Source organism: Streptomyces coacervatus, assembly GCF_029223485.1.
GTDB classification, from domain to species: Bacteria; Actinomycetota; Actinomycetes; order Streptomycetales; family Streptomycetaceae; genus Streptomyces; species Streptomyces coacervatus.
The window spans coordinates 185,701-198,569 of record NZ_JARHTP010000019.1; the positions used below are offsets into that span (position 1 = coordinate 185,701).

The 12,869-nt window shown below is 69.5% G+C and carries 17 protein-coding genes; 3 read left to right on the forward strand and 14 right to left on the reverse strand.

Annotation, left to right across the window (positions count from 1 at the left end; genetic code table 11):
* The first annotated feature begins 79 nt into the window (after positions 1–79).
* Positions 80–265: a hypothetical protein gene (locus P2Q00_RS38190; RefSeq protein WP_275778824.1), complete on the forward strand. Its 186-nt coding sequence runs from the start codon at positions 80–82 to the stop codon at positions 263–265.
* Between the two features lie 286 nt (positions 266–551).
* Here P2Q00_RS38190 and P2Q00_RS38195 read toward each other — a convergent pair whose 3' ends face one another.
* Together P2Q00_RS38195 and P2Q00_RS38200 are read right to left on the reverse strand one after the other, a co-directional pair.
* Positions 552–1,808: a GNAT family N-acetyltransferase gene (locus P2Q00_RS38195; protein WP_275778826.1), complete on the reverse strand. Its 1,257-nt coding sequence runs from the start codon at positions 1,806–1,808 to the stop codon at positions 552–554.
* A gap of 345 nt (positions 1,809–2,153) precedes the next feature.
* A complete protein-coding gene (locus tag P2Q00_RS38200; protein WP_275778828.1) occupies positions 2,154–2,783 on the reverse strand; it encodes an RsiG family protein in 630 nt (209 codons plus the stop codon).
* A 156-nt stretch (positions 2,784–2,939) separates the two neighbouring features.
* Here P2Q00_RS38200 and dtd point away from each other — a divergent pair, with 156 nt between their 5' ends.
* On the forward strand, positions 2,940–3,377 hold the full coding sequence (gene dtd, locus P2Q00_RS38205) for a D-aminoacyl-tRNA deacylase (protein ID WP_275778830.1): 438 nt from the start codon (positions 2,940–2,942) through the stop codon (positions 3,375–3,377).
* 4 nt (positions 3,378–3,381) lie between these two features.
* On the opposite strand, the gene ygfZ is transcribed toward dtd, so the two are convergent.
* The 6 genes from ygfZ to P2Q00_RS38235 all read right to left on the reverse strand — a co-directional run bounded on the left by ygfZ (position 3,382) and on the right by P2Q00_RS38235 (position 8,227).
* The gene (gene ygfZ / locus P2Q00_RS38210; RefSeq protein ID WP_275778832.1) at positions 3,382–4,347 is read right to left on the reverse strand and encodes a CAF17-like 4Fe-4S cluster assembly/insertion protein YgfZ; all 966 of its coding nucleotides are present in this window, start codon (positions 4,345–4,347) and stop codon (positions 3,382–3,384) included.
* A 10-nt stretch (positions 4,348–4,357) separates the two neighbouring features.
* The gene (locus P2Q00_RS38215; protein WP_275778834.1) at positions 4,358–4,795 is read right to left on the reverse strand and encodes a Fur family transcriptional regulator; all 438 of its coding nucleotides are present in this window, start codon (positions 4,793–4,795) and stop codon (positions 4,358–4,360) included.
* A gap of 83 nt (positions 4,796–4,878) precedes the next feature.
* Positions 4,879–5,454, reverse strand: coding sequence for a heme-binding beta-barrel domain-containing protein (locus P2Q00_RS38220; protein WP_275778836.1), 576 nt, complete (start codon positions 5,452–5,454; stop codon positions 4,879–4,881).
* Between the two features lie 300 nt (positions 5,455–5,754).
* Positions 5,755–6,612: a hypothetical protein gene (locus tag P2Q00_RS38225; RefSeq protein WP_275778838.1), complete on the reverse strand. Its 858-nt coding sequence runs from the start codon at positions 6,610–6,612 to the stop codon at positions 5,755–5,757.
* On the reverse strand, positions 6,609–7,472 hold the full coding sequence (locus P2Q00_RS38230) for a hypothetical protein (RefSeq protein ID WP_275778840.1): 864 nt from the start codon (positions 7,470–7,472) through the stop codon (positions 6,609–6,611). Before P2Q00_RS38230 ends, P2Q00_RS38225 begins: the two co-directional genes overlap by 4 nt.
* On the reverse strand, positions 7,469–8,227 hold the full coding sequence (locus P2Q00_RS38235) for a hypothetical protein (protein ID WP_275778841.1): 759 nt from the start codon (positions 8,225–8,227) through the stop codon (positions 7,469–7,471). The genes P2Q00_RS38230 and P2Q00_RS38235 overlap by 4 nt, the downstream gene beginning before the upstream one ends.
* A gap of 162 nt (positions 8,228–8,389) precedes the next feature.
* Between P2Q00_RS38235 and P2Q00_RS38240 the strand changes: the two genes are divergently transcribed.
* Entirely contained in the window at positions 8,390–8,752 is a 363-nt protein-coding gene (locus P2Q00_RS38240; protein WP_275778843.1) for a DsrE family protein, read from the forward strand.
* Between the two features lie 23 nt (positions 8,753–8,775).
* On the opposite strand, the gene P2Q00_RS38245 is transcribed toward P2Q00_RS38240, so the two are convergent.
* From P2Q00_RS38245 to P2Q00_RS38265, 6 genes are all read right to left on the reverse strand, one after another.
* Positions 8,776–9,036, reverse strand: coding sequence for a DUF3099 domain-containing protein (locus tag P2Q00_RS38245; RefSeq protein WP_275778845.1), 261 nt, complete (start codon positions 9,034–9,036; stop codon positions 8,776–8,778).
* A 107-nt stretch (positions 9,037–9,143) separates the two neighbouring features.
* Positions 9,144–9,431, reverse strand: a complete 288-nt coding sequence (locus tag P2Q00_RS38250) for a DUF1416 domain-containing protein (RefSeq protein WP_003991226.1) — start codon at positions 9,429–9,431, stop codon at positions 9,144–9,146.
* A gap of 99 nt (positions 9,432–9,530) precedes the next feature.
* Positions 9,531–10,370 carry a sulfurtransferase gene (locus tag P2Q00_RS38255; RefSeq protein ID WP_275778849.1) on the reverse strand — a complete coding sequence of 280 codons (840 nt, stop codon included), beginning with the start codon at positions 10,368–10,370 and terminating at the stop codon, positions 9,531–9,533.
* Between the two features lie 134 nt (positions 10,371–10,504).
* On the reverse strand, positions 10,505–10,585 hold the full coding sequence (locus tag P2Q00_RS51015; protein ID WP_350310325.1) for a putative leader peptide: 81 nt from the start codon (positions 10,583–10,585) through the stop codon (positions 10,505–10,507).
* A 205-nt stretch (positions 10,586–10,790) separates the two neighbouring features.
* Entirely contained in the window at positions 10,791–11,549 is a 759-nt protein-coding gene (locus tag P2Q00_RS38260) for an LmeA family phospholipid-binding protein (protein WP_275778850.1), read from the reverse strand.
* Positions 11,550–11,694: 145 nt separating this feature from the next.
* Positions 11,695–12,867, reverse strand: coding sequence for a hypothetical protein (locus P2Q00_RS38265; RefSeq protein WP_275778851.1), 1,173 nt, complete (start codon positions 12,865–12,867; stop codon positions 11,695–11,697).
* Positions 12,868–12,869: the final 2 nt, after the last annotated feature.

Below are 12,869 nucleotides of genomic sequence, written 5' to 3' on the forward strand. Positions count from 1 at the left end.
ACTTCAGCAACATGGTCAAACTTCAGGAGGGTTGGCCGCAACCAGAGGTCCGCCTCCCCGTCCCGAAGGAGGGACCGTCATGCCGCTCATCGCCCTCGCCGTCGCCGGCCTCGCAGTCGGATTCGAGACCCTCGTCCAGTGGAAGTACGGACCGATGGGCATCATCGCCTTCGCCGCGCTGTCCATCGGACTCAAGGCCAGGAACACCGTGATCAGCGGCATCGGTGCGGTCATCCTCGTGATGCTGCTCGCCCAGTCCGGCTGAACCCGACGGGTTCACCGGCCCAGGATCCGGCTGGCCGGGCTCCCTTCCGGAGGGGAGCCGGGAGCTCGGTCAGTCTGCACCAAGCGCACAGCCACAACTGAACACCGACAACTGAACAGCCCGACCGGCACAGCCACAACTGAACAGCCCGACCCGCACAGCCACAACTGAACAGCTCCATCAGCACTGCGACAACTGAACAGTTCCATCAGCACAGCCACAACTGAAGAGCACAGCTACGGATGAGCCATCAGTCAGTCGCCAGTCGTTGTCGGAAGGAAGGGGTTCAGAACATGTCCGGGCACCAAGGCCGCCTGGACGTACGCAGCAGGGCGTCGGCCACTCGGGCGGCGCCCGCTCGTTCTTCCCGCACCCGGCCCAGCGCCGCCAGCCGTACGGCCGACTCGTCGCCCAGCCACAGCCTCGACAACTCCGCGATGTCCAGCGTGAGTTCGGCACTCTCGGCGGTCGGTGTGCAGGACGCCCCCTGCGCCGACGCCTCCAGCCGGTAGCGGCCGCCCGCCAGGCCGGCGCGGTCGACGACCTCCAGCACCAGGGAGCCCGTACCCTCGTACGTCCGTGACTCCAGGGCCCGTACGACATCCAGGATCCGCACCCACAACCAGTCCGTGACCGTGGTGAGGCGGGCGGCCCTCGGGTCCGGCAGAAGCAGGGGGAGCAGGTCGTCGGGGGCCCGCGGGCCGCTCTTGACCTGGGTGACCCAGTCGATGGAGCACAGGTAGCGCCACAGGGCGCGCTCGGCGGCCGGGGTCGCCGCGAGCAGGCCCCGCACGGTCGCAGTGTCCTGCGGCTGGTTGGCGTCGCCCCACTTGTCGTCGACCTCGTACGCGACCAGGCCCTCGACATCGCCGTCCGCTGCCCGGTACAGGGCGAAGAACGGCTCGGTCCACTTCGGGTCGATCTGCAGGACGCCCGTGTTGATCTGCCACCACCAGTCGTTGCGGCTGACTGTGCCCGGGGTGGCGCGGCGGACGCGGTCGTGGAGTTCGGGGCCGAATTTGCGTATGTCCTCGGGGTCCACGATGTCGATACGGCCGCCGTCGTCCGGGCCTGACCAGCTGGGGTCGAGGCCGGTGCGCGGGACGTCGACGGTCCACTCGGCGGCCGAGGTGGCCGGGCCGAAGCCGTAGCGGCCGTAGATCGGGTACTCGGCGGCTATCAGGGTGGCGACGACATCGCCGCGCTTCTTGGCGGCCGCGAGGTCGCGGCTCATCATGCGGGTGAGCAGGCCGCGGCGGCGGTGGGTGGCGGTGACCGTGACGGCGGTGACGGCGTTGGCGGGCACCGGGCTGCCGCCTACCGCGGTGACCTCCTGGCTGAAGGACCGGAACGTCGCGACGCAGCGGGCCCCGTCGAAGGCACCGAGGTAGCGGCCCGGTTCGAACCGGGGGCGGCGGGCTTCGATTTCGGTCTCCGGGACCACCGGCTGCTGCACGAATCCGACCTTCACGGCGCGGAGCCATTCGGGGAACTCGGGCTCGGTGATCGGGCGGATGTCGATGTCGGGGCGTGCCTTGGTCATGGGATCACGGTAGGTGCAGGGTGGGGAGGGTGTCGCGTGGATTTTCCTCGCCCCCGCCGCCCCTACCCGTCCCATCCCCAGGGGCTCCGCCCCTTCGACCCCGCCAGGGGCTCCGCCCCTGAACCCCGGCGGGGACTGCGTCCCCTGCACCCCTCGCGGGGCTCCGCCCCAGCACCCCGCCGGGGCTCCGCCCCGAACCCCGATCGGCCTGAACGGCCTCGTCCTCAAACGCCGGACGGGCTGAAAGACACGGACCGGTGCCTGGAGTGGCTCGCTCCCGGGTCCGATCACCGGCCGGCCGGCCGAAAGTGCCCAGCGGCCTCTGGAGGCCGTGCCCCGCAGTCCTCACGTCAGCAGGTCGTCGACCTGCGCCTCACCCTCGCGGTAGCGGCGCGCGATCTCGCCGCTGCAGTCGTCCGTCGTCCGTTGCAGCCGCTGTCGCCGCAGGGACACCTGCTGCTCGTACCGGACCAGCCGGCCCATTGCCGTGTTCAGTTCCAGGTCGGTGCGGGCGTCCAGGTCGGAGAGTTCGACCTCGGCGAGCATGTCGGTGGCCAGCCGGCCGTACTCCTCGCTGTGCGGCGTCCCCAGCGTCACATGGCGGGCGGAGGAGCGGTGCCGGGCCGGGGCGTCCGTGAGGATCTCGGGGAGCCGCTCGACCACGGAGCCCGCGCCCGTCGGCGACCGCCGTGCCAGCTCGGCCCGGAGGATGTCGATACGGCCCTGCAGCAGCCGCCGTACATAGCTGAGGTCGGCCTCCTCGCGCTGGGCGTCCCGGCGCAGGGTGCGCAGTTCGGGCAGGTTCAGCACGGCCAGCTCGTGCTCGGGCGGACCGGATGGCAGGTGCGGGCTGTCCGTGCCGTCGGTGCTGTCCGGGCTGTCCGTGCGCTGCGTGGGCGGCCGCAGCGGCGCCCGTTCTCCCGTACGAATCAACGAGACAACCCCAGGAGGCTGCCCAGTACTCGGTGTGCTCATGTGCCTCAACCGTCCCCTCGACCGGCGTGTGGAAGCATCGTGCCACCCCAAGTGGCCGCTATGTGACCGAGTGCCCCCGATCGGCCCCAGATGGGGGGTAATGATCAAAAAGAAGCCCCCTGCGGGCCTGTTCCGGCCGCACGGCATGATGGGTTCATGCGTGCAGTGGTGCAGAGGGTGGACGGCGCGAGCGTCGTCGTCGACGGCGAGAACGGCCTCGAAACAGTGGGCGAGATCATCGGCGAGGGGCTGTGCGTCCTCGTCGGGGTGACGCACGAGGACACCAAGGAGAAGGCGGCCGGGCTCGCCCGCAAACTCTGGTCGATCCGCATGCTGCACGACGAGAAGTCGTGCAGTGATGTCGATGCGCCGCTGCTGGTCATCAGTCAGTTCACCTTGTACGGGGATGCGCGCAAGGGGCGCCGGCCCACCTGGAACGCCGCCGCCCCGGGCGACGTCGCCGAGCCCCTCGTCGACGAGGTCGTCGCCCAGCTGCGGGCCCTCGGCGCCACGGTGGAGACGGGTCGCTTCGGCGCCCGGATGCGCGTCTCGCTGACGAACGACGGCCCGTTCACGGTCCTCGTCGAGATCTGAACCCCTAGGGTTCTACGACCGTCTCCTGCGCCGCCGCCGTGTCCCCCGCCACCAGCCGCGCGTCCACCGGCACATTCCGCTTCACCAGGGCGAGGGCGACCGGGCCCAGCTCGTGGTGGCGTACGGAGGTCGTGATGAAGCCGATCTTGCGGCCGTCGGGGTCCTCGTCGGCGAGGCGGATCTCCGTGCCGGGGGTGGGGAGATGCACCTCGCTGCCGTCGAGGTGCAGGAAGACCAGGCGGCGGGGCGGCTTCCCCAGGTTCTGCACCCGCGCCACCGTCTCCTGGCCCCGGTAGCAGCCCTTCTGCAGGTGCACCGCGGTGCCGATCCAGCCCAGCTCGTGCGGGATGGTGCGGTGGTCGGTCTCGAAGCCGAGGCGCGGACGGTGGTTCTCCACCCGCAGCGCCTCGTACGCCAGGATTCCGGCCGGGGGGCCCGCCTTCTCGGCGTACGACTCCAGGTCCGCGCGCGGGAGGAAGAGGTCGCGGCCGTACGGCGTCTCGCGCACCACCACGCCTTCCGGGACCTCCGCGATCGAACCGGCCGGCAGGTGCACGATCGCGAACTCGGCCGTCCGGTCGGCGACTTCGACCTGGTAGAAGAACTTCATCGACTCCAGGTATGCGAGGAGCGCCTCCTGGGTCCCCGGCTCGACATGGGCCCACACCGTCTCGCCGTCGTCCACCAGATACAGCGCGTGCTCGATGTGGCCGTGCGCGGAGAGGATCAGCGCCTCGGTGGCCTGGCCGGTCGGGAGGTCGCTGACGTGCTGGGTGAGGAGCAGGTGCAGCCAGCTCAGCCGGTCCTTGCCGGTGACGGTGACGACCCCGCGGTGCGAGAGGTCGACGAAGCCGGTGCCGTCGGCGAGGACGCGCTGCTCGCGGAACAGTTCGCCGTAGTGGGCGGCGACGCCTTCGTCCACTCCCTCGGCGGGAACGGCGCCGGGCAGGGACAGGAGGGGGCTCTTCATGGGCACAAGCCTACGACTCGGTAGTTGAACTCTTCAGAGCGCAGTCGCGGCATCTGCCGAAGATCGCGAAGTGCTTCATGTCCGTCTCGAAGCCGAACTCACGGCGCAGCTTCGCGGTGAACTCCGCGGCCACCGACACATCGGCCTCGATCACGTTCTGGCAGTCGCGGCAGACCAGGTGGATGTGGTGGTGGCGGTCCGCGAGGTGGTACGTCGGCGCGCCGTGCCCGAGGTGGGCGTGGCTGACCAGCCCGAGCTCCTCCAGGAGCTCCAGGGTCCGGTACACGGTGGAAATGTTGACCCCCGACGCCGTCTTCTTCACTTCCGTGAGGATGTCGTCGGGGGTCGCGTGCTCCAGGGTGTCCACGGCTTCGAGGACAAGCTGGCGCTGCGGAGTCAGCCGGTAACCGCGCTGCCTGAGGTCGCTCTTCCAGTCGGTGCTCACCACACCGAAGAGTCTAGAACTACTTGTACTTGTCAGAACTACTTGAAGAACGCGATGCGGTACCAGCGGTACTGGTACTGGCGGTACTACTTGAAGAAGGCGATGCCGTCGTCCGGCATGTCGTCCGGCAGGGCCTTGGCCCAGCGCTCGACGTCCTCCGGGGTGACGACCTTCTTCAGGTGCGCCGACATGTAGGGGCGCAGCTCGACCTCGGGGGTCTGCTTCTCGCCGACCCACATCAGGTCGCTCTTGACGTAGCCGTACAGGCGCTTGCCGCCGGTGTACGGGCCGGAGGCGGCCGTCCGCGCCACCGCGTCCGTCACGAGGTCGATCTGCGGCTTCTTGTCGGCCAGCTCGCCGTACCAGACCTCCACGACACCGTCGTTGCGGACCATGGTGACCTCGACCTTGCGGTCGGCGTCGATGCGCCAGAAGCCGGACTCGGACTCCAGGGGACGGACCTTGTTCCCGTCGTTGTCCAGGACCCAGGTGTGGGAGTGGTACTCCAGGAAGTCCCGGCCGTCGTGGGTGAAGGTGACCTCCTGCCCGAAGTTGCACTTCTCGGAGCCCGGGAAGTCGTGCACGCCCGCGCCCGCCCAGGTGCCGAGCAGAAAGGCGAGGGGGAGGAGGTCCTTGTGGAGGTCGGACGGGATCTCGATCATGGGATCGGCGGTTCCTTTATGCCTTACGTATGCCGTACGAATGCCGTACGAATGCCTTACGGGGTCAGCGCTGGCCCTGGTACAGCTTCTTCACGGTCAGTCCGGCGAAGGCTAGGACGCCGACGCAGACCAGGACCAGCAGGGCTTCGAAGAATGCCTCAAGCACGGGGTGCTCCTCGGATGAGCGGGGTGGGCGGTACACAGGGGTACACAAAAGGCCGGGGCCCAGCTTACGCGGCCGGGGCCCGGCACTCCTTGTGAGGTACGCCCAAGCGGTACTCGAACGGAACTCGCCGCCGCTCAGCCGAGCAGCTGGCTCTGCAGGACGACCGTCTGCTGGAACGGTACGGCCTTCGCCGCGCCCTTCCTGGACTGCACGATCACCGCGAGGACGTCACCGGCGGACAGATACGCCTGCCGGAACTGCTCGGCGCCGTACGGCTTGCTCTCGACGTACTCGGAATCGGAAGAGGTGATCTGCCCGACCCGGGCCTCGGACGGGAAGTCCTCGTCGGCCACGGAGGTGGCGGCCCCGCGCAGCGCGTAGCCCGGGCCGCCGTACGGGGCGACGTCGCCGGAGAACAGGTCGTCCACGACGGCCGCCGTGTCGAACTGCAGCAGGTAGATGCGGGTGTGCGTGCCGTCCGGGGTGGTCCAGCCGCGGGCCGCGATGTGCCGCAGACCGTGGTCGGTGAGCTTCTGGCCCAGCTCCTTGCGGGCGTCCTGCTCCGCGTACTGCGCCAGGAAGTCCTTCGCCGCCAGCCACCCGTCCGCGCCGCGCAGCCTGAGGTCCGCGCTCGCGCCCTTGGGCGCGGGCAGGACCAGGGCGCGCAGGTCGGCGTAGTGGGCGCCGGTCTTGTTCTCCTCGGCGAAGGGTCCCGGGCTGCCGGACGGCAGCGGCGGCCTGGTCAGCGTCGGGTAGTCCCAGCGTCCGTCCGACTGCGTCCGCAGACCCGGCACGTCGGTCCGGTCCAGCCCTGCGATGCCATACGCCGTTCCCGCCCCGACGGCCGCGAACACGACCACGGCGGCGGTCCAGCGCAGCACGGCACGCAGGACCCGGCGGTCCTTCTTCGCCGGCGCCTCCTGGACCGGTATCGGTAGCGGGGGCGGGGCGTCCGGCATCGGCGGAAGCTCGGTCTGCTGCTGCTCGGTCATACCGCCTCCCCCGGCTCTGCGATGCGGTCGAGTTGTTCCTTCAGCAGCATCCCGATTCCCTTGGCCTCCATCGGCCTGGCGCTGTTGGCGGTGACAGTGACCAGGACGTCTCCCTGATAGGCGGTGCAGAACATCCAGTCGAGCTTCTCGCCCTTGAACGCGCGCGAAAGGAAGCAGCCGGCGTTCTTGTGGCCCTCGATCGCCGGGCCGGCCCGGAAGAGGCCGAGGGCGCCGAGGAACTGCTTCTCGTTCTGCGAAACACGGCGGACGGCCGCCCTGTTGTCCATCTGGGCCAGCTCGATGCTGACGACGGAGGCCTTGTCCGTGTAGACGGCGGAGGTCTCATCGGTGCTGACGTAGCTGCGCATGGCCATGCCCTTGATGCGCTCCTTGTCGATCTGCTCCTCCAGCCGCTTGCGCTGGGTCCGCGGCAGGCTCTTGAACGGCTCCTTGCGCAGGGCCGTGGCCTCCGCGCCGCTGAGCTCGGCGTCCGAGCCGAACTCCCCCATGTCCGGACCGCGGCTCCAGCCGTCCGCGCCGTACGGCACGAGCGTCCCGGCGAGGCCCTTCGCGGACGCCGGCTTCGCCTTCTCGGCCCGGTCGTCCTTCGGGAACTTGTAGACGGGGGCACCCGCGTCGCGGTCGGCACCGTTCACGGTGACGACCGTGTAGCCGACGCCTGCCACGACGGCTCCCGCGAGCAGCACGGACCCGGCGACCACGGCGATACGGCCGCGGCGGAGGGGCTTGCCGGGAGGCACGGCAGGCTCGACGGGGGCGTCGGGGGCGTGTGGAGCCTCGGAGGGCACCAGCTCGACGGGGCTCACCTCGCCCACCTGGGCGTTCTGGTTCTCGGTCACAGCCGCTCCATCTGCCGCTTGGCCACGTCCATGACCTTCGCCTTGGGGACGGGCTTGGTGATGTCCCAGACGTAGATCTCCAGCAGGATGTCTCCGCGCCAGGCGACAGCCTCCGCGTTGTACTGCGGCAGATAGCCGGGCTTGTGCTCGGGCCGGGAGTGGACGTACACCATGCCGTCCCCGGTGCCCGGGATGGGCCAGCTGTCGGTGCCGGCCTTGAGGTCCTTCCAGTACTGCTGGTCCTTGCTGTCGACGGAGGCGTCCATCGTCTCCTCCTGCCGGTACTGGATCAGACGGATCTCCACGCCGTACGTGCTGCCGACGTCCCAGCCGGTGACGGCGGCACGGCGGTACTCCGAGGAGATGAGCTCGCCGAAGACCGAGCCCGGTTTGTCGAAGGTCTCGGCGTAATCGGCCAGGTCCATCCAGCCGTCGTTGCCCGTCAGGGCGCCGTCGTACCTCGCCCCGGCCGGCTTCTTCAGCAGCAGCTTGCGCAGGTCGCCGTCGGTCCGCACCCGGCGGTCCTGCGCGGCGGAAAGCGGCTCGGGGGCGGGGCCCTTGGCCTGCGCGAGCGCCGGCTGGGACAGCGAGGGCAGTTTCGTCGGCGCGCGGCCCGCCTGGACGACGTAGCCGGTGCAGGTGCCGGCGACGACACCGAGGACGGCGGCGCCGGCGATGAGCAGGGTGGTGCGGCCGCGCCGCCGACGGGGCCGCGGCTCGGGCTCGGGCGCGGGCTCGGGCGTAACGGACGCCACCGGCTCAACCGGTTCAACCAGTTCAACCGGCACGTCAGCGGCCTCTTCGGGTACTTCCAAGACGTCCCCCCACAGAACGTGAAGCGCGCATTCCGTACGCGCGCTCACAGGAGACCCATGGCCGTCACACCTGGTTGTACGGGAGTTGATTACGATTCAGCCATGGCGAAGAAGCTCGTGATCAAGGTGACGGCGGGGGCCGATGCGCCCGAGCGGTGCTCGCAGGCGTTCACGGTGGCGGCGGTGGCCGTGGCCAGCGGCGTCGACGTCTCCCTGTGGCTGACCGGCGAGTCGGCGTGGTTCGCGCTGCCGGGGCGGGCGGCCGAGTTCGAGCTGCCGCATGCGGCCCCGCTGCCGGACCTGATCGACTCGATCCTGGCCGGCGGCCGGCTGACGTTGTGCACACAGTGCGCGGCCCGCCGGGACATCACGGAGAAGGACGTGATCGAGGGCGTACGGATCGCGGGCGCGCAGGTCTTCGTGCAGGAGGCACTGGGGGACGAGACGCAGGCGTTGGTCTACTGACGGCCGTCCGCTACCGGGGGCCGCTACCGAGGGCGTTTCTTGCCGTCCAGCTCGTCCCACCACTCGTCGGACTTCGGGTCGCCGGACGGGTCGTCCCACCAGCGGTCGTCGGGACCCCGGCGGTTGGCGACCATGGCGGCGACCGGGGGGATGACCATCGCCACCACACACATCCCGACCGCGACCGGAACCGACCAGATGCGTACGACTCCCCACGCCAGGACGAACAGCGTGATGCAGGTGCCCATCATGGCGAAATACACGTGACGCCGACGTGCCAGCATGACTCCAGGGTAGGCCCGTACATGCCGAAGGGCCGCGGAAGGGGCCATGCCGAAGGGCCGCGCCCCGAAGGGTGCGACCCATTGGCGATCAAGGTGCGGTCAGGGTGTCAGACCGCGATCGCGACCTCCGCGAGGCCGCCCTGCTGGGCGACGACCGTGCGGTCCGCGGTGGCGCCGGGGACCAGGGCACGGACGGTCCAGGTGCCCTCGGCCGCGTAGAAGCGGAACTGTCCGGTGGCGGAGGTCGGGACCTCCGCGGTGAACTCGCCGGTCGAGTCCAGGAGACGGACGTAGCCGACGACGGGCTCGCCGTCCTTCGTCACCTGGCCCTGGATGGTGGTCTCACCGGGCTTGATCGTCGAGGCGTCCGGGCCGCCGGCCTTCGCTCCGCACATGTCTTTCTCCAAGAGGGGTCTGACCGGACGGATGGAAGGCCGGTCGGGGTTGCGGGTGTCTTCGCTTACTACTGGTTGCTACTGGTCCTGCTGCCGGTCCTACTTGTTGGCGCCGAGCTCGATCGGGACGCCGACGAGGCTGCCGTACTCGGTCCACGAGCCGTCGTAGTTCTTGACGTTCTCGACACCGAGCAGCTCGTGCAGGACGAACCAGGTCAGGGCCGAGCGCTCACCGATGCGGCAGTACGCGATGGTGTCCTTGGCGAGGTCGACCTGCTCCTCGGCGTAGAGCTCCTTGAGCTCGTCGTCCGACTTGAAGGTGCCGTCGTCGTTGGCGTTCTTGGACCACGGGATGTTGCGCGCGGACGGGACGTGACCCGGACGCTGCGACTGCTCCTGCGGCAGGTGCGCGGGAGCGAGCAGCTTGCCGGAGAACTCGTCGGGCGAACGCACGTCGACCAGGTTCTGCGAACCGATGGCCGCCACCACGTCGTCGCGGAAGGCGCGGATCGCCTTGTTCTGCGGCTTGGCGGTGTAGGAGGTCTCGGCGCGCTCGGGGACCTCCTCGACCAGCTCGCGGGCGTCCAGCTCCCACTTCTTGCGGCCGCCGTCGAGCAGCTTGACGCTGTCGTGGCCGTACAGCTTGAAGTACCAATAGGCGTACGACGCGAACCAGTTGTTGTTGCCGCCGTAGAGGATCACCAGCGTGTCGTTGGCGATGCCCTTCGACGACAGGAGCTTCTCGAAGCCCTCCTGGTCGATGAAGTCGCGGCGGACCGGGTCCTGCAGGTCCTTGGTCCAGTCGATGCGGATCGCGTTCTTGATGTGGTTCTTCTCGTAGGCGGACGTGTCCTCGTCCACCTCTACGATCGCGATGTGCGGGTTGTCCAGGTTGTCCTGGACCCAGTCGGCGTCGACCAGGACGTCGCTGCGGCTCATGCTCTTTCTCCTCCGGGGCAGTTGCGGCGGGGCGTGCGAGTGCGAGGGGTGCGGGTTGCCTCCGGCGGTGGAGCCGGGGTCGCGCACGGGTGCCCTGAGCAGGGCGTGGGGATGCGGAGGTCTGCGCCGTCCGCTCAGAAGGTGCGACAGAGCATGGCGGCGACACGGCACAGGTCTACTGCCCGCCGCTTCGTGAGATCCGCCTGACGCTTCATGGGCTCGATCGTAGGGACGGACAGCCTGACGTGTCACCGGCGTGTCGTATTTTGAGACGCGATCGTCCGCGATGTGGGAAACGATCAGCGACCGTGCCGTGCTCGCACGGCTTCCGGGCCCTTGTATCCGTCGTCACAGCTGCGGTGCGGACGATGCCGTCTCACCTTTCGGACTCCGTCGTTCCATCGAACGTCGAACGCCGTACTACCCCGCGAGCTTGACGTTCGAACCCTTCACCGTGATCTCAACACCGTTCTGCGCAGCCTGCACACTGTCCAGCTTCACTCCGCCCGGCAGCTGGTCGATGGTCTGCTGGAAGTCGGTGATCGACCGGATGCGGGAGTCGGCAAGGTCGACGACCAGCTTGGGCAGGTTGTCCGCGTGCACCTTCACGGTGTCGCCGTCGACCGTGACGGTGCTGAGCACCGGATACGTCTGCGAGGCGCCGGCGGCCGTGACCTTGATGTCGACCTTGATCTTGCCGTTGCCGCCGTCGGAGAGGCCGACGACCTGGGCCTTGACGCCGGGGAACAGGTCCGTCGGCTGGGACTTGGCCGCCTTGAGCAGCTCGTCGTAGGCGATGGTGGCGCTGCCCGTCGCGGTGGCCGCGGTGGCGGAGGTGTAGTCGCCGGAGAAGGAGACGCCCTTCATGTCGGCCTTCAGGTCGTCGATACGGATCGTCTTCGGGCCGCCGTTGCTGCTGGTGCCGGTGCCGGAGCCGGTGCCCGTGTCGGCCTCGTAGTCCTTGATGCCGATCTCTACGTCGTCCAGCGAGCCGGACGCGACCTGGGTGAGGAAGGGGAAGCCCTTGATGGACACGTCCGGGGTGGCGGCCAGGTTCTCGGTGGTCTTCACCTTGTCCGCCGCCTCGTTCTCGGCGAAGTAGACCGCTACGCGGTCCGCGATCACGAAGAGGCCGCCCAGGATCACGACGACAATCAGAAGTATTCGCAGGGCGCGCATACGGTGTTTCCCCCACCAAGCCGGTCGACGACGACGGTTACGACGACCGGGTGGCCGCCTGGCGCGAGGGTAACCCTGTGCCGGGGCCTCAGGCGGGGATTGTGGATCACCTGTGACGGGAGCCTCCCGAGGGCAGGCTGAAAAACTACGCCAGCGCCCGCCCCAGCACGAACACCACCGGTGCCGCGGCTGCCAGCGGCAGGGCGACGCCTGCTGTGAAGTGCACGAACCTCGACGGGTAGTCGTAGCTGGCCACCCGGTGGCCGATCAGGGCGCAGGCCGCCGCGCCCGCGCCGAGCAGTGCGCCCTTCGCGCCGAAGCCGGTCATCCCGCCGACCGCGATGCCCGCCCCCGCAGCGGCGAGCACCGAGACCACGATCGACGCCGGGGTGGGCAGCGGCAGGGCGCGGGCCAGGACGGCCACCGCGACCGCGGCCCCGCCCACGCTCACCGCGTCCGCGTCGGCCGCGAGGTATCCGGCCGCGACGATGGCCAGCGCCGCCGAGGCGACGGTCGCCATCAGGCCGTACATCCGCTCGTCGGGGTCCGCGTGCGAGCGCAGCTGGAGGACCAGGGAGAGCAGGACCCAGACGCCGAGGGTGCCGAGGATCGCCGCGGGGCCGTTCTCCTGGCCGGCCGCCAGCAGCGCCACGTCCGCGACCAGCGCGCCCAGGAACGCCAGCGCGATGCCCTGCCGGGCGGGCCACATGCCGTTCAGCCGGAACCAGCCCGCCGCGGTGACCGCCTGGAGGGCGATGAGCGGGACGAGCAGGGCGTACGAATTGATCGCCGCCGCTCCGGACACGAGCAGGCCCAGCAGCGCCGTGAGCCCTGCCGGCTGCATGCCGGGCTCGATGACCGGGGAACGGCCCTCCTCGCGGGCGCGCTGGGCGTCCGTGATGCGGGGATTGCCGGCGAGAGTGGCGGGGCCGTAGTCGGCGTCCTCGGATTCCTCCGGTTCCGCCGAATCCTCCGGTTCGTCGGCGGCGGCCGGGGCCGGGGCGTATGCGGCCGACTGCGGCTGCATCTGCTGGTTCCACGCCTGGCCCTGGAACTGGCCCTCCTGCGGCAGCGGCTGTCCCGTCACCCCATAGGACTGCTGCGACTCCCAGGTCTGCCCCTGCCACTGCTGCGTGTACTGCTGATGCTGTTGGTACTGCTGGTATTGCTGGGCCTGGGCGGCGTGCGGGTCGTCGTACCCCTGATAGCCCGGGTACCCCTGGTACTCCTGCTGCTGCCCTTGCTGCCCCTGCTCGCCGGGCCACGCCTGCTGCTGTTGGTACGGGTCGTACGAGCCCTCGTACGGCTGGTTGGTCATCG